The sequence below is a fragment of the Streptomyces sp. NPDC033216 genome (assembly GCF_055577115.1).
In genome coordinates this window covers 87519-102567 of the sequence record NZ_JBVIQK010000005.1, presented here as the reverse complement: position 1 = coordinate 102567, position 15049 = coordinate 87519, and the positions used below count along the sequence as shown (strand labels likewise).

The 15049-nt window shown below is 75.3% G+C and carries 11 protein-coding genes; 6 read left to right on the top strand and 5 right to left on the bottom strand.

Going from position 1 to position 15049, the window contains the following annotated elements; genetic code table 11:
• Positions 1 to 111 precede the first annotated feature (111 nt).
• Complete coding sequence (locus tag ACZ5Y0_RS12195) at positions 112 to 3237, bottom strand: sacsin N-terminal ATP-binding-like domain-containing protein (RefSeq protein ID WP_469128559.1); 3126 nt, start codon at positions 3235 to 3237, stop codon at positions 112 to 114.
• Positions 3238 to 3629: 392 nt separating this feature from the next.
• Positions 3630 to 4559, bottom strand: a complete 930-nt coding sequence (locus ACZ5Y0_RS12190; protein WP_469128558.1) for a DUF3027 domain-containing protein — start codon at positions 4557 to 4559, stop codon at positions 3630 to 3632.
• A gap of 420 nt (positions 4560 to 4979) precedes the next feature.
• Here ACZ5Y0_RS12190 and ACZ5Y0_RS12185 point away from each other — a divergent pair, with 420 nt between their 5' ends.
• The 4 genes from ACZ5Y0_RS12185 (at position 4980) to ACZ5Y0_RS12170 (ending at position 8957) form a co-directional block, all read left to right on the top strand.
• Positions 4980 to 6413: an MFS transporter gene (locus ACZ5Y0_RS12185; protein ID WP_469128557.1), complete on the top strand. Its 1434-nt coding sequence runs from the start codon at positions 4980 to 4982 to the stop codon at positions 6411 to 6413.
• A 471-nt stretch (positions 6414 to 6884) separates the two neighbouring features.
• On the top strand, positions 6885 to 7364 hold the full coding sequence (locus ACZ5Y0_RS12180) for a DUF2771 domain-containing protein (protein WP_469128867.1): 480 nt from the start codon (positions 6885 to 6887) through the stop codon (positions 7362 to 7364).
• The gene (locus ACZ5Y0_RS12175; RefSeq protein WP_469128556.1) at positions 7334 to 8089 is read left to right on the top strand and encodes a futalosine hydrolase; all 756 of its coding nucleotides are present in this window, start codon (positions 7334 to 7336) and stop codon (positions 8087 to 8089) included. The genes ACZ5Y0_RS12180 and ACZ5Y0_RS12175 overlap by 31 nt, the downstream gene beginning before the upstream one ends.
• A complete protein-coding gene (locus tag ACZ5Y0_RS12170) occupies positions 8079 to 8957 on the top strand; it encodes a 1,4-dihydroxy-6-naphthoate synthase (protein WP_469128555.1) in 879 nt (292 codons plus the stop codon). Before ACZ5Y0_RS12175 ends, ACZ5Y0_RS12170 begins: the two co-directional genes overlap by 11 nt.
• Positions 8958 to 9002: 45 nt before the next feature.
• On the opposite strand, the gene ACZ5Y0_RS12165 is transcribed toward ACZ5Y0_RS12170, so the two are convergent.
• Positions 9003 to 9386 (bottom strand): cold-shock protein, encoded by a 384-nt coding sequence (locus ACZ5Y0_RS12165; protein ID WP_073497962.1) that lies wholly within the window; start codon positions 9384 to 9386, stop codon positions 9003 to 9005.
• Between the two features lie 164 nt (positions 9387 to 9550).
• Here ACZ5Y0_RS12165 and ACZ5Y0_RS12160 point away from each other — a divergent pair, with 164 nt between their 5' ends.
• Positions 9551 to 9799, top strand: coding sequence for a hypothetical protein (locus ACZ5Y0_RS12160; protein WP_469128554.1), 249 nt, complete (start codon positions 9551 to 9553; stop codon positions 9797 to 9799).
• 7 nt (positions 9800 to 9806) lie between these two features.
• Here the strand turns inward: ACZ5Y0_RS12160 and ACZ5Y0_RS12155 are convergent, their stop codons facing one another.
• Both ACZ5Y0_RS12155 and ACZ5Y0_RS12150 read right to left on the bottom strand, forming a co-directional pair.
• On the bottom strand, positions 9807 to 10442 hold the full coding sequence (locus ACZ5Y0_RS12155) for an HAD family hydrolase (RefSeq protein WP_469128553.1): 636 nt from the start codon (positions 10440 to 10442) through the stop codon (positions 9807 to 9809).
• 84 nt (positions 10443 to 10526) lie between these two features.
• Positions 10527 to 11498 carry a hypothetical protein gene (locus ACZ5Y0_RS12150; protein ID WP_469128552.1) on the bottom strand — a complete coding sequence of 324 codons (972 nt, stop codon included), beginning with the start codon at positions 11496 to 11498 and terminating at the stop codon, positions 10527 to 10529.
• Between the two features lie 522 nt (positions 11499 to 12020).
• On the opposite strand from ACZ5Y0_RS12150, the gene ACZ5Y0_RS12145 reads away from it, so the two are divergent.
• Complete coding sequence (locus ACZ5Y0_RS12145) at positions 12021 to 14726, top strand: helicase-associated domain-containing protein (protein WP_469128551.1); 2706 nt, start codon at positions 12021 to 12023, stop codon at positions 14724 to 14726.
• Positions 14727 to 15049 lie beyond the last annotated feature (323 nt).

Genomic DNA, 15049 nt, shown 5'->3' with positions numbered 1-15049 from the left:
CCGCACGGACGTACAGGCCCGCGCGGGCAGGCCCGCGCCCCTGGGTGCGGGCGCGCGGACGGACCCGCGCGGGCGCCCCGACGAGTCCGGGGCGCCCGTGGGGTCGTCACCTCAGTCGAACCAGCGGTCCCGCGCCAACTCGTCGGTCCTGGAGGGGTCTTCCAGCAGGGCCGCCACCTCGAAGCGGCGGGGCCACTGACCGGCCGCCCAGGCCAGCCCGGCGGCGACGCCCTCCAGGGTGGCGGCGTGCAGGACGCCGTCACCGGTCAGGCGCCAGTCGATCTCCACGCCGTCGACGACGAGTTCCCCGTGCTCGACGTAGGAGCCGGGGGTGCGCGGGCCGAGCAGGGTCCGCACCGGGGCCGGGACATCGTGTTCGGTGCCCTCGGAGTGGATCTCGCCCGTCACGGACTCGCTGAGGCGGCGGACCTGGAACAGTTCGGCCAACTCCGCTGCCCGCGCGGGCCGTACGGGGAGCAGCGGTACGCCCGCCGTGAAAGGCAGCAGGTCGGGTGAGTCGACGACGACCGCGTCGGCCGCGTCCACGACCTCGACCCGGCCGTCGACGACCGCCCGCAGCTCGTCCGGCAGCGTCACCTGATCCGGATCCAGCTCCGCCAACGCGCTGTAGAGACCGTGCAGTTGGGCGGCGCCCACCGGACGGTCGGGGTCCGCGAGGCGGTCGAGCAGCTCGGCCGCACCGCCCGGCTCGTCGAGGAGGGCGGCCACGGACGTCCGTACGCCCAAGGCCCGCAGCACCTGCTCGTCGTCGAAGCCGGTCGCGTCGGCCTGGTCGTACAGACCGTGCAGGAGGGGATCGCCGCCGGCCGCGAGCAGGCCCGCCGGGCGGCGGCCGTCGAGGACGGGGTGACCGCGCAACCACCACGCGGTGTAGGGCCGTACGACCTCGTGCGTGCCGTCCGGGAGGAGGATGCGGACCGGCTGGGTGAGGGCGTCGCGCAGGGGCGGCCGGGCGAGCAGGGCGAGGGCCTGCGGCCAGTGGTCGTCGTCGACGAGGTCGAGGTCGCGGACGGCGACCAGCTCGGTGGCGACCGGCGGGACGGGCGTGTCGGGGAAGCGGTCGAGGATGTCCTCGGCCCACACGTCCACCGCGTCCAGCAGTCCGGCGTCGTCGGGCTCGGCGAAGTCGCCCTCGCGGGGTTCCAGTTCGTCCGGGTCGAGGACGACGTCCGTGGCCCGCACGAGCGCGAAGTCGGCGAGGACACCGCAGGCGGCGAGGGGCTGCTCACCCCACTTCTCGGCCGTCTCACGGTCCACGAAGGCGAGTTCGTCCTCGCGGATGACCTGGGCGAACGGGCTGCCGGGAAGGACGAGTTCCCCGGCCGGGACCAGTTCCCCCTCCTCGTCGGGCAGCGCGAGGGCGCCCAGCCAGGGCTCCTCGCCGGGTTCCAGGCCCGCGTCGCGGACGAGCGCGAGGACGGTGTCGGCCAACTCCTCCGCGTCCGGGGTGTCCCGGTCGTCCCAGGCCCCGCCGTCGTCGTCCAGGGACGCGGCCACCGCCGCCCGCACCTGCGGGGTCGTCAGGACTGCTCGCGGTGTCGCGGGCAGCGCCCCGAGCTTCTCCAGCAGGGGATGCGCGGCGTCCGGGTGCGCCACCTTCAGGCCCAGGCGGGCCAGGACGTCGGCGTCGACATGGGCCGCGTCCGGGGTGGGCAGCAGCACCTGGCGGGGGCCGATCGTCGTCCTTCGGTCGGCGAGGGGCACGGGCAGCCCGGAGAGCCGTTCGGGGTCGACCCCGGCGAGGCTCTCGTAGAGCCGGTACCACCACTGCGGGTCCTTCTCCAGCCCGGCCAGCCGGTCGACCGCGTCGGCGAGCGGAACCCGGGCCACCCCGAGCGTGCGCAGCTCCACCCGGCGTTCCAGCCCGGCGGGCAGCAGCGTCGGCAGCACCTCGGCGAGCACCCGTACGGTGTCGGCGCCCGCGCCCTCGACGACCTCCGCGTCCCGGGGCCGCAACGCCTCGGGCAGCTCGTCGTCGCCCTCCACCGGGTCGGCGGCGGGCGGCAGGAACGCCGTACGCGGCAGCCGCTCCAGGATCGCCTGCCGCAGCGCGCCGTCCAGTTCGCCCTTGCCCAGCGGTCCCGGCACGAGGTCGATGATGCCGGCGGTCACCGGGCGCCAGCCGGCCAGCAGCCCGGCGTACGCGTCCGCCGCCCGCTGCACGAGGTGGTCCGTGAGCGGGCCGGGCGCCGCGTGCCGCCGGGTGGTGTCGAGGGGGAAGGAGGCGATGAGCAGCGCGGGCACGCCGAGGGGCTCGTCGCTGGGGGTGGGCGCGTGCACGACGGGGCTGGTGCGGGGCCGGGCCGGGGACCCGTCCGCGTCGACCGGTACGGCCCACGTCACCGACCAGTGGGGCCGCAGCCGCTCCTCCACCGGCCGGTCCGCGAGCAGGTCGGGCGTGAGGGGCCCGTGCGCGGCGGCGATCCGCCACCGGGTCGTCCCGTCCCGCGTGTCCGCCACGACCGTGAGGGCGCCGTCGGTGTCCCGGCGCAGGGTACGGGGGGCCGCGTCGCCGACCTCGACGACGACCTCCTCCAGGCCCGGCAGGGCGAGGAGGAGGGCGTCGTCGACGGCGGTGAGGAGCCGTTCCGCGAGATCGGCGGCGGCCGTGTCGCGCAGGGGCAGGATGACGGCCGTGTCGTACGGCTCCGGGGCGGTGCCCTCGGCGGCGAAGGGCAGCCGCAGCAGCGGCACGTGGCCGTCGCGGCGGCGGATCTCGTCGCCCAGGCCCGGACTGTGGCGGGCCGTCTCCGAGGCCAGCACGCGGGCCTCCGCCAGGGACCAGCGGACACCGCCGTGCCGGCCGACGACGGCGGGCTCGTCCGTGACGGCGAGAACGGCGGCGAAGCCGACGCCGAAACGGCCGACCGCCGACTGGTGGGTCTCGCGCTTCGCGGAGGCACGCAGGGTCGAGAGGGACTCCACCCCGGCGGCGTCCAGCGGGGCGCCGGTGTTCGCGGCGACCAGGACGCCCTCACGGAGGGTGAGGCGCAGCCGGCCGGGCACACCCGCGCGGGCCGCCGCGTCGGCGGCGTTCTGCGCCAGCTCGACGACGAGGCGGTCCCGGTAGCCGCCGAGGACCAGATCCTCCTCGGCGTTCGCGTCCTCCCGGAAACGGGCGGGACTCGTGGCCCAGGCGTCCAGCACTCCGCGCCGCAGTCGGGCCGTTCCGAACGGATCGGCCCCCTCGACCGCGGGCCGCACCAACTTGCTCACGTCGGTTCACTCTCCTCTTCGCCGTGAGCTCGAAGGTACCGCGAGGCGGCTCCGCCGGTTCCCCAGCACCAGGGGCGGCCCCTCCCCGTCCCGTCCAGAGGGCTCCGCCCCTGGGACCCACCCTCGGCTGCGCTCGCGCCGGCCGATCCCGGCCCGGCGAGCTGAGCAGCCCCCGGTCGGACATCTCGGCCCGTCCGGGGCACCCCCGCCGGGGAGTCCGAGGACGCGGCCGGTTCAGGACCGGCAGCGGGGGTCCGGGGGCGGCAGCCCCCTGGGGTGGTCGGGCGGGAAGAGGCGGCGGCGGGAACGGGAGCGGGGGCGGCGGGAACGGGGGCGGCGGGAACGGGTGCGGGGGCGGCGGGAACGGGTAGGGGCGCGGGAGAACCGCCCCGCTAGGAGTGCCCCAGCTCCGCCGACTCCTCGTCCGTCACCGCCGGAACCGACCCGGAGTCCGGGGCGGGCCGCAGCGGGAAGGGGTCCACCCGGTTCTCGTCGATCACCGGCAGCGCCGGCCGGGGGGGCTTCGGCATGACCGCCGCCTCCGAGTGCCCGCCACAGCCGTACGCCAGCGACACCACGCGCCCGTCGGCCGGGGAGAACTCGTTGGCGCAGATCCCGAAGGCCTGCCCCAGGGAGCCGCCGATCGGCGTCAGGAAGCCACAGCTGACGCAGGACGCCGGCGCCGCCTGCGCCATCGGCGTCTTCGCCCCGAACGCCTCGTCCCAGCGGTCGGCGGCCGTGTGCAGGCCGTACCGCGACAGGACGCGCGCCCGGCGCATGCCCAGCTCCTCCGCCACCGCGGCGACGGACCCGCGGGACGGGACGGCCGGCAGCTTCGCCGGTGGCGCGGCGGCCGTCACCTCGGCGTCCTCCGCCTCCACCAGCTCCGCCATGTCCTCGGAGACGGCCGAACCGGGCAGCGGGGCGTCCTCGCCGGTGTAGCCCGGTTCCAGACGCAGGTCGTCCGCGTCCGTGGGCAGGAGGTCACCGGGGCCCATGTCACCGGGGCGCAGGCGCTCGCTCCACGGGACCCACTCGGGTGCCAGGACCGCGTCCGGACCGGGCAGCAGCACCACCTCGTCCAGCGTCACGGTCTTCGCCCGCGAGGCCCGCGCGACAGTCACCGCCCAGCGCCAGCCCCGGTATCCCAGCTCCCCGCACTCGAAGAAGTGCGTCACCACCCGGTCGCCCTCGGAGAGGACCCCTACGTGCTCCCCGACCACGCCGGGCGCGGCGGCCTCCTCTGCCGCCGCGCGGGCGAGGTCTACGGCCTCGGCGCACAGGCGGTCGGGGGTGCGGCTTCGCGTGGTCGCTGCGCTCACAGGTATCGCTTCTCTCCTACGCCGTCACTCGGGTGCGGTTGCCACCGGCGGCGGAGCGGACGGAGCGGACCAGTGGGCCGCGTCGACGTCCGCGTCCGATCGCGCTCGGGCGCACCTGTGCCATCCATTGTGGGGGATGGCTGAGATACGCACGCTACCTGTTCGCGGCCGCTCATCCCACACCGACGGTGCTTCTACGGCATTCCGCGCCGAGTTTCCGCGCACTCGTCCCCCTGCCGGGCCGCCGTCCCGGCCCGTCCCGAGGCGTCCCCGACGCGGTGGCGGGCCGCCCGAGAGCCGCCCACAGGCCGCCCACGACCTGCCCGCGCGCCGGCCTACGCGCTGCCCACGAGCCGGAAAGTGCGCCCCATACGTGCGGCAACCACGCTAGATCCAGGTTTCTCGGGGCACTATGGCGGAGTGGCAGGCGCGAGGACACCCCAGGGCGCCATCGGGTCCGGTGGGGCAAAGGGACACAAGGGGAGGGGCCAGGTGAGCGGTTCGGGCCGAAGGAACGGGTCCGTCCGCGCGATCGGCCGTGCCCTGCACCTGCCGTTCACCGGAACCGCCCGTGGCATCCGCAAGGCCACGCACGCGCACGGCGCGGGCGAGTCCGGGCTCGGCAAACTGATCGAGCTGCACGCCGTGAACGGCGCGGGCGATGTGATGATCACCATCGCGCTCGCCTCGACCGTGTTCTTCTCGGTGCCCACCGACGAGGCCCGCGGCCGGGTGGCGCTCTATCTCGCCATCACGATGGCCCCGTTCACCGTCCTCGCCCCGGTGATCGGCCCGCTCCTCGACAAACTGCCGCACGGCCGCCGCGCGGCGATGGCGGGCGCCATGGTCGCGCGGGCCCTCCTCGCCCTGGTGCTGTCCGGCGCGGTCGCCACCGGCAGCATCGAGCTGTATCCGGCGGCGCTCGGCGTCCTGGTGGCGTCGAAGGCGTACGGCGTGGTCAGAAGCGCCGTCGTGCCACGTCTGCTGCCACCGCGCTTCTCGCTGGTGAAGGCCAACTCGCGGGTCACCCTGGGCGGTCTCCTGGCCACCGGTCTGGCGGCGCCCGTGGGCGGCGGTCTCCAGCTCCTCGGCCCGCGCTATCCGCTCTACGGCGCCTTCGTGATCTTCGTCGCGGGTACGTTCCTGTCCTTCTCGCTGCCCCCGAAGGTCGACTCGGCCAAGGGCGAGGACAGAGCGCTGCTCGCCTCCGACGAGGAGCACCTGCACGGCCCGCACATCCGCCCGGTCAAGCGTCCCGGCCTCAGGACGGTCGGCAGCGCCGTCATCCACGCCCTGGGTGCCAACGCGGCCCTGCGCTGGCTGTCGGGGTTCCTGACGTTCTTCCTGGCGTTCCTGCTGCGCGAGCACCCGCTGACCGGACAGGGCGCGGCGGTGTCGCTGGGCATCGTGGCCGTCGCGGCGGGCGTGGGCAACGCGCTGGGCACCTCCGTGGGTGCCGCCCTGCGCTCACGCGCCCCGGAACTGATCATCGTGACCGTGGTCGCGGTCGTGCTGGGCGCGGCGATCACGGCGGCGATCTTCTTCGGGGCGTTCCTGGTGGCCTGCCTCGCGGCCGTCGCCGGCTTCTCACAGGCGCTGTCCAAGCTGTCCCTGGACGCGCTGATCCAGCGGGACGTCCCCGAGCTGGTGCGCACCTCCGCGTTCGCCCGCTCGGAGACGCTGTTGCAGGTGTCGTGGGTGTTCGGCGGCGCGGCCGGCATCGTGATGCCGCTGAACGGCGCCCTGGGGCTCTCCGTGGCCGCCCTCGTCGTCGCCACCGGCTGGGCGACCACCGCCCGGGGCCTGATCGGCTCCGCCCGGCACGGCGGCTCACCCCGGACGAAGGTGGCCTGACCGGGCCCCGCCCGACACGGGGACCCACCGGACGCCGGCGGCCCGACCAGGCCCCGCCTTGCACGGCGACTCACCGGACGGCGGCGGCCCGACCGTCCCGCACGGAGGCCGTGAGCCGGTCGGCGAGCCCGGACGTACGGGCCCGCCCGGCACGGCGACTCACCGGACGCCGACCTGATCGCCCCCGCCCGGCACGACGGCCCGCCCGAGCGGAAGTCGCCCGACGATCAGGGCCCGGCACGGCGGGAGCGCGCCCCGGAGGGAAGCCGCCTCGCCCGCCCCGCCCGGCACGACGGCCCAACCGGACGGCAGTCACCCGACGAGCCCGCTCCGGCACGGCGGGGGGCACGTCCCGGACGAAGGTGGCCGAGCCAGGCGCGCCCGAGCCCGCGTGGCGTAACCCGCGGCCGCGCCGTACCCCACGTAGAGAGAGCGCCGGACGTGCCAGATAGCCTTCGCCCCATGACCTCGATGCGATCCGTTGTGCGACGCCGCCGCGCCGTCGCCGCCGCCGGCGCCGTTTCCGCCGGACTGCTCGTCCTGTCGGCGTGTGACAAGCCGACTCCGCTGTCCACGATCACCGTCGGCTCCTCCTCGGTCAGCTCGGAGGCCACCTGCGGAGGTGAGGACAGCGTCCTGAAGCCCGCGGAGCTGAACAAGTGCCTGGCGGACAAGGACGTCAAGTCCATCACCGTCGACCCGGACGAGACCGTCCGCTTCGGAGTCGACCCGGATGTCGCCGACCAGCGGTGGACGATCCTGATGAACGGTCAGCCGCTCACCGAGGACAGCGAGAAGACGTACCGCACCATCCCGGGCAGTGTCTTCTTCAACGCCCAGTACGGCGCCCAGGGCGACTCCACCCTCGTCACCATCAAGGCGGGCGACGGCAAGAAGGACAGCCAGGCCGCGACCGGCCTGTGGTCGTTCAAGCTGAAGAAGGACGACTGATCACGTCCCCCGCCCGCATCCTCGTGGCCACCGCGGTCCCCGCCGAACGGGACGCGGTGGCACGGGCGTTCGTGGAGCCCGCCCCCGAGGTGCGCCTGCCCGGCACCGCGCTGACCCTGCTCCGCCCCGACGGCGCGTACGACCTCCTCGCGGCCGGTGTGGGCCCCGCCCTCGCCGCCGCCCGCACCGCCACCGCCCTCACCGCGGCCGCCCTCTCCGGCGCCCCCTACGACCTCGTGGTGTCCGCCGGGATCGCCGGCGGCTTCGCGCCCGAGGCGCCGCTCGGCTCCCTGGTCGTCGCCGACGAGATCACCGCCGCCGACCTCGGCGCGGAGACCGACGAGGGCTTCCTGCCGGTGACCGAGCTGGGCTTCGGCACCGTCACCCACCGTCCGCCCGCCGCCCTCGTACGGCTGGCCGCGACCGCCACGGGCGCGCGTACCGGCACGGTCCTGACCGTCTCCACGGTCACCGGGACCGCCGCCCGCGCCGCCGACCTGCGCGAACGCCATCCGCGGGCCCTCGCCGAGGCCATGGAGGGCTTCGGGGTGGCCGAGGCGGCCGCCGCGCACGGTGTGCCCGTGCTGGAGGTCCGCGCGGTGTCCAACCCGGTGGGCCCGCGCGACCGGGCCGCCTGGCGCATCGGCGACGCGCTCGGCGCCCTGACGAAGGCCTTCGGGAAGCTCACGCCCGTCCTGGAGAGTTGGAGCCCACATGACCGGTGACCCGTTGCAGATCGCGTACTCCCCCTGCCCGAACGACACCTTCGTCTTCGACGCCCTGGCCCACGGCCGCGTCCCCGGCGCGCCCGCGCTCGACGTGACGTTCGCGGACATCGACATCACCAACGGCATGGCCGAACGCGGCGAGCACGACGTGCTGAAGGTGTCGTACGCCGTGCTGCCGTACGTCCTCGACGACTACGCGCTGCTGCCCTGCGGGGGTGCGCTGGGGCGCGGCTGCGGACCGCTGGTGCTGACCAAGGAAGCCGGGCTCGGGGGCGCCTCCCACGCTCTCGGCAAGGGGGGACTGGCCGGCCGGACCGTCGCCGTGCCGAGCGAGAGGTCGACGGCCTACCTGCTGTTCCGGCTGTGGGCGGCGGACACGGTCCCCGAGGGGGTCGGCGAGATCGTCGTCATGCCGTTCCACGAGATCATGCCGGCCGTGCGCGACGGGAAGGTCGACGCGGGCCTGGTCATCCACGAGGCACGGTTCACGTACCAGAACTACGGGCTGCACAAGCTCGCGGACATGGGCGAGCACTGGGAGTCCACCACCGGGCTGCCGATCCCGCTCGGCGCGATCATCGCGAAGCGCTCGCTCGGCACGGCCGCGCTGACCCACCTCGCCGACTCCATCCGCACCTCCGTGCGGGCCGCCTGGGACGACCCCGAGGTCTCCCGCCCGTACGTCATGGAACACGCGCAGGAAATGGACCCGGCCGTCGCCGACCAGCACATCGGGCTGTACGTCAACGAGTTCACGGCCGACCTCGGCGAGGACGGCTACGCGGCCGTACGCGGACTGCTCACCCGCGCGGCGGCCGAGGGGCTGGTACCGCCCCTCGGCCCACGGTCACTCGATTTCCCGTAAACCGGGTCGCGCGGCCCGATCAGTGGTTCCGGGTGACGCTTCCGGTCACACGTCCAACTGGTCGGCGACCGCGCGCAGCAGGCCGGCGATCTTCTTGCCGGAGGTCTTCTCGGGGTAACGGCCCTTCTCCAGCATCGGCGTGATGTTCTCGAGAAGGGTCGTCAAATCCTGGACGATGGAGGCGAGTTCGTCCGGCTTCTTTCGCTGGGCCGCCGCGACCGAAGGCGTCGGATCGAGGACCACGACCGAAAGCGCCTGGTCACCGCGCTGTCCGGCCACGACGCCGAACTCCACTCGCTGGCCCGGCTTGAGCGTCTCGACTCCGGCGGGGAGGACCGAGGAATGGACGAAGACGTCACCGCCGTCGTCGCGGGAGAGAAAGCCGAAGCCCTTCTCGCTGTTGAACCACTTGACCTTGCCGGTAGGCACGTCTGTCCTCGTCCTCGTACTCGTCGGAAACCGCATGGGAAAACGGCTCTTGATAACACCGAGGCGGGTCGACCTCGACCCGCCGCTACCAAGGCTAATGGTCTTCGCCCGGGTGACAAGACGTCCCCCGGTTGTTCCTTCGCGCTGGGAACTACCCTGGTCGAGTGCGAGACAAAACCCAAACGAATTCGGCCGCGCCCGGTGACCGACTGATCCGTGCCGGTGCCATCGTGTTCTTCATCGGTGCCCTGGCCACACTGGTCACCGTGGCCCCGTTGTTCCTCGACGCGACGCCATTTCCGACGTACATGTTCGGCCTGAGCATGCTCATGGGCGTCGGGTTCCTGATTGCGGGCGCGGGGGTGCTGCGGTCCGCCGCGGCCGGGCGCCGGCAGGCGCGCGCGAGGCGGTAGCCGCCGGTCAGGCCGCCCCGGCCACCAGGTGCTCCGCGAGCCAGACCGGGAAGCGCGTCAGGTCCGCGAGGACCACGTCGGCGCCGGCCTCGCGCAGTTCGTCCGCGCTGCACGGGCCCGTCGGCACGGCCACCGACAGCGCGCCGGCGGTACGGGCGCCGCGGACGTCTCCGACGTGGTCGCCCACATAGACGGTCGCGCCGTGCTCACGCAGCGCCACCGCCTTCCGCTCGGCCCACAGGTTGCCGACGACGGCGTCCGCCTCGATGCCGAGGTGCGTCAGGTGGAGCCTGGCGTTCGGCTCCCACTTCGCGGTGACCACGATCGCCCGCCCGCCGGCCGCCCGCACCGCGGCCACCGCCTCCCGGGCGCCGGGCATCGCGGACGTGCTGGTCACGGCGTAGGCCGGGTAGATCTCCCGGTAGAGATCGGCCATCTGCGCGACCCGCTCCGCCGGGAACCACTGCGCCAACTCCTCCTCCAGCGGCGGCCCCAGCCTGGTCACCACCAGATCGGCGTCGATGTACGTCCCGCTCCGGGCGGCCAGTTCCCCATAGGCGGCGTGGATGCCGGGCCGGGAGTCGACAAGGGTCATGTCGAGATCGAACCCGACGACGGGAGCGACGGAGCGCGGCGAGGTCATGCCCCCATTGTGCCGAGCCCCCGCGCCCCCCGACATCCCCGGGCCCCCGGCTCCGGCCCCGGCCGGCCTGCGGCGACCGGCCCGCTACCCGCTCCGGCGGGATCGCCACACCAGGAACAGGGCCGAGGCCGACGCCGCCCCCCGCAGTACCCACGGCCACGTCTGCGCCAGTGCCTCGTTCAGGTGGCCCTCGGGGATCGGGGTGCCCCAGTGGCCGGCTGTGCGGCCCCAGAGCCAGACGACGCCCGCGGTGACCGCGAGACCGGGCAGGATCATGACCGCCCATTTGGTCTCGCGGTCGGACAGCCGACGCGAGGTGTAGGCGATGGCCCAGCCGACGAGCAGTGCGAGCCACTCCCCGGTCACCGCGCCGGCGACCAGGCAGGCGGCGGCCAGGAGCAGGAGCGGGTTGGTCCAGCGGCCCGGGCGCAGCGCCGGGAGGAAGCGGCGTCGGACGGCGGCGGGCTCCTCCGCGACGGACTCCTCCGCTTCCGCCTCCGCCTTCGTCGCCGGAGGCGCCGGCGGCCTCAGCATCTCCGCGATCTCCACCCCGCCGACGAACCCCGGCACCTCTTCCCTGGGCCCGAACGGGGTCGCCCCGCGGCGCCACCAGTCCGGGGCCTCCCCGACGTCACCCAGCTCGTGCGCCCCCGCACGGTGCGGCGGCGACGGAACGTCCGGGGAGGAGGCGGGCGCGTCGGGGCGCGACCGGGGGCGGGGCACGATCCGCCGCAGCCCCTTGGGCAGGCGCCCGGCGGCGGGCGGCGGCTCCTGCTGCCGTTGGACGGGCACCGCGGCGGGCGGGGCCTGCGGGACGGCGTCGCTTCGGGTGTGGCCCACCGCCGAGACGACCTCGTCGGGGCTGCCGAGCCGGTCGAGGATGCGGCGGACGGCGGCCGGGCTGTCGATGGGCGCCCTGGCACGGCGCCGGTCGATCTCGTCGCGCAGCCCGGACACGAGCCGCATGCGCGTGGCGGACGACAACTGCCGCTGCTGAGCCACGTCGCCGACGCGGCTCAGATACTCGTAGACGACCTGATCGCTTTCGATACCCACGAAGTCCCCTCCGGGGCCGGTGCCTTGGATTCCCCGTGACACGACGTTAGCGCAGCGTGGCCGCCGCACCGGCGCTCAGGACGGCTCGTACACGCGGCGGTTCTCCACCGCCGGGCGGTGGGGGGCCGTACACGGGGAGGACGTCGCTGCCGCCCCGTTCGACGCGGTAGGTCAGGAAGGCGGCGGGGCGACGGGGGAGCCGACCGGGGGGCCGTGGCCGCGGCCGACTCGCTCTGCCCGGAGGAGCGGTCGCCGTTCCCGACGCCGTCGAGCCAGGCCCCGCCGGCCGGCGTCGGTGTTCTGGACGGAGCTCTCGTCCTCCCGGGCCCGCTTCTCGGCGGTTGACAAGGAGCCCAGGGCGACGAGTGCGGCGAAGCGCGGCCGGACTGCGGCGTTGCGCCGCAGGGAGTCCGGTCCGGAGTCGCCGAGAAACGTTCCGTTCGCCCTCCGCGCGCCCGGCACTGCGGGGCCCGGTCCCCGCGGCGCCCCTCCGGGAGTCCGTCACCCGCTACCGTTGAGCGGATGAGCAGCGACGAGAAGCCCTCGGCCCCGCGTTCCCTCGCGGAGGCGCTCCGTGCCCGGGACGACGCGTCCCTGGCCGCGCTCCTGCGCGCCCGCCCCGACCTCATCACCCCGGTGCCCACCGACCTCACCCAGCTCGCCACCCGCGCCGGGACCCGCGCGTCGGTGGTCCGGGCCCTGGAGCGCCTGGACCGGTTCACGCTCCAGACGGCGGAGGCGCTGGCCGTGGCGGCGGAACCGGCGGCCTACGACGAGCTGCTGGAGCTGATGGCCGGCGACGCGCGGGACGCGGCCGTCGCCGCCGCCCTCCCCCGGGCGGTGGCCGTGCTGCGCGAGCAGGCCCTGGTCTGGGGCGACCCCGACCGGCTCCGGCTGGTCCGCACCGCGCGCGAGCTGCTCGCCCCGTCCCCGCAGCACCCCTCGCCGACCGGGCTCGGCCCGTCCGTGCGGGAGGCCACCGCGGGCATGTCGCCGGGCCGGATCCAGGAGATCGTGACGGCGGCCGGGCTGCCGTCCACCCATGACTCCGTCTCCGCGGCCACCGCGCTGGCCGACCTTTTCGGCGACCGCCGGAGGATGGGCGCGCTGCTCGACGAGGCTCCCGCCGAGTCCCTTGAGGTCCTGGACCGGCTGGTGTGGGGTCCGCCGTACGGGCAGGTCACCGCCGATCCGGCGGCTCGGCTGCGCTGGCTGCTGGACCGGGGGCTGCTGCTGCCGACCGCGCCCGGCACGGTCGTCCTGCCTCGCGAGGTGGCCCTGCACCTGCGGGCGGGCCGCGCCCATCGCACGCCCGAGCCGGTGCCGCCCACCGTCGAGCCGGCCGCGACCCACCGTCCACAGGTTGTGGACGCCGCCGCGGCCGGGCAGGCCTACACCGCGCTGGCGACCGTCGAGGAACTGCTGAAGGAGTGGGACGGGGGCGGCCCCGCGGTGCTGCGCGCGGGCGGCCTGAGCCTGCGGGACCTGAAGCGGACGGCCGTCGCCCTGGACGTGTCGGAGCCGATGGCCGCGTTCTGGGTCGAGCTGGCGTACGCCGCCGGGCTGATCGCCTCCGACGGCGAGGCCGACGAGCGGTACGCGGCGACCCCGGCCTACGACGAGTGGCGGGAGCGTCCGGCCGCCGAGCGGTGGGTCCGGCTGGCGGAGGCCTGGCTGGCGGGGACCCGCACGCCGGGACTCGTCGGCGGGCGGGACATGAAGGAGCGGACGCTGTCGGCACTCGGACCGGGCCTGGACCGCTCGGCCGCGCCGGAGGTCCGCCGCCGGGTGCTGGCGCTGCTGGCGGGGCTGCCGGAGGGCACCGCGCCGACGGCCGGGTCGGTACTCGCCCGCCTGAGCTGGGAGCACCCCCTGCGCGGCCCCCAGCGCGACGACGACCTGCGCGCCCGCCTGGCCCGCTGGACCCTGTCGGAGGCGGAGTTGCTGGGCATCACGGGCAGAGGTGCTCTCGCGTCCCAGGGACGGGCCCTCCTCGGCCCGGTGGCGAACCCGCCGGCCTCCCCGGGGGGCGAGGCGCCCGGCGCGGGCGGGAGCACCGCCGGCCGGAGCGGCGGAAGGGGCGCGGGAGACGGCGCCGGCGTGGACGGCCCGGCGGGAGCGGGCGGCTCCGGCGACGCCCACGGCAGCGCGCCGGACCTCGGCGCCCGGCAGGCCGCGGACTCCCCGCGAGGACCCGGTGACAAGCTCCCCTTCCACCACCACACCGCGCCCACCACCGCGACCGCCCTCACCCCCGGCCCGCTTTCCGCCGCCCAACAGGCAGTCGCCTCCGCCGCCGCCGTGCGGCTGCTCGCGCCGTTGCTGCCCGAGCCGCTGGACCACGTGCTGCTCCAGGCGGACCTCACCGCGGTCGCGCCGGGCCCGCTGCACCGGCCGCTCGCCGACATGCTGGGCGTGCTCGCCGACGTCGAGTCGAAGGGCGGGGCGACGGTCTACCGCTTCACGCCCGGTTCCGTACGCCGCGCTCTCGACGCCGGTCGTACCGCCTCCGACCTGCACGCCTTCCTCGCGGAGCACTCCCGCACGCCGGTCCCGCAGCCGCTGACCTACCTGATCGACGACGTGGCGCGCCGACACGGACATCTGCGGGTGGGCGCGGCCTCCGCGTACGTCCGCTGTGACGACGACGCCATGCTGAACGAGATCCTCGCCGACAAGCGTGCCGTCGCCCTGCGGCTGCGCCGCCTCGCGCCGACCGTGCTGGCGGCCCAGGCCGATCCGGCGACCCTTCTCGACGGGCTGCGGGCGATGGGGTTCGCGCCCGCCGCCGAGTCCGCCGAGGGCGATGTCCTGATCACCCGCGCCGACGCCCACCGCAGCCCGCCCCGCACGGCCCCGGAACCGGTCCCGGAGGGGCCGCCCGTCCCCGACGGCACGCTCCTGTCAGCCGCGATCCGCGCGATCCGCGCCGGTGACCTGGCGTCCACGGCCCCCCGCAAGCCGACCGACGACGCCGCGGCCCAGGCGCCCGGGGAACTGCCCCGCACCTCCTCCGCGGAGACCCTCGCCACGCTGCAGGCCGCCGTCCTGACCGGCGAGGCGGTGTGGATCGGCTACGTCAACGCCGACGGGGCCGCCAGCCAGCGCGTCATCGCCCCGGTGCGGGTGGAGGGCGGCTTCGTGACGGCGTACGACCACACGGCGGACGAGGTCAGGACGTACCCGCTGCACCGGATCACGGGGGTGGCGGAGCTGGCGGACGACTAGGGCCTGCCGTTTGGATCATCCCGGCGTCGCGGGGTCTGGCACGTGCATCTGGACCCCGCTCGGGTCGACCGAATGGCGCCGCAGCTCACGGCCAGGCTGATCCACACGACAGACCCTGGTTCTCGGGCCATCCGTCCGGACAGGCCGATCCGGCACGATCCGGACGCCAGGCCCTCGGAGCGGGATCCGGCCGCCGGCGGCGTGCCCGCCGGCGGACGTCGCGCGACGCGGTGCGGCCTGTGGTTCCCGCGGCCTCGGCCCGGTCCACCGCCCCGAACACCCGGTCCCGCCCGCCGACCCGTTCGATCCGCTCGCCCGTGGCT

Coding starts and splice junctions, on each gene's coding strand:
- ACZ5Y0_RS12180 (WP_469128867.1), top strand. CDS start 6,885: ATGCGATCCGTTGTGCGACGCCGCCGCGCCGTCGCCGCCGCCGGCGCC.
- ACZ5Y0_RS12145 (WP_469128551.1), top strand. CDS start 12,021: ATGAGCAGCGACGAGAAGCCCTCGGCCCCGCGTTCCCTCGCGGAGGCG.
- ACZ5Y0_RS12155 (WP_469128553.1), bottom strand. CDS start 10,442: ATGACCTCGCCGCGCTCCGTCGCTCCCGTCGTCGGGTTCGATCTCGAC.
- ACZ5Y0_RS12170 (WP_469128555.1), top strand. CDS start 8,079: ATGACCGGTGACCCGTTGCAGATCGCGTACTCCCCCTGCCCGAACGAC.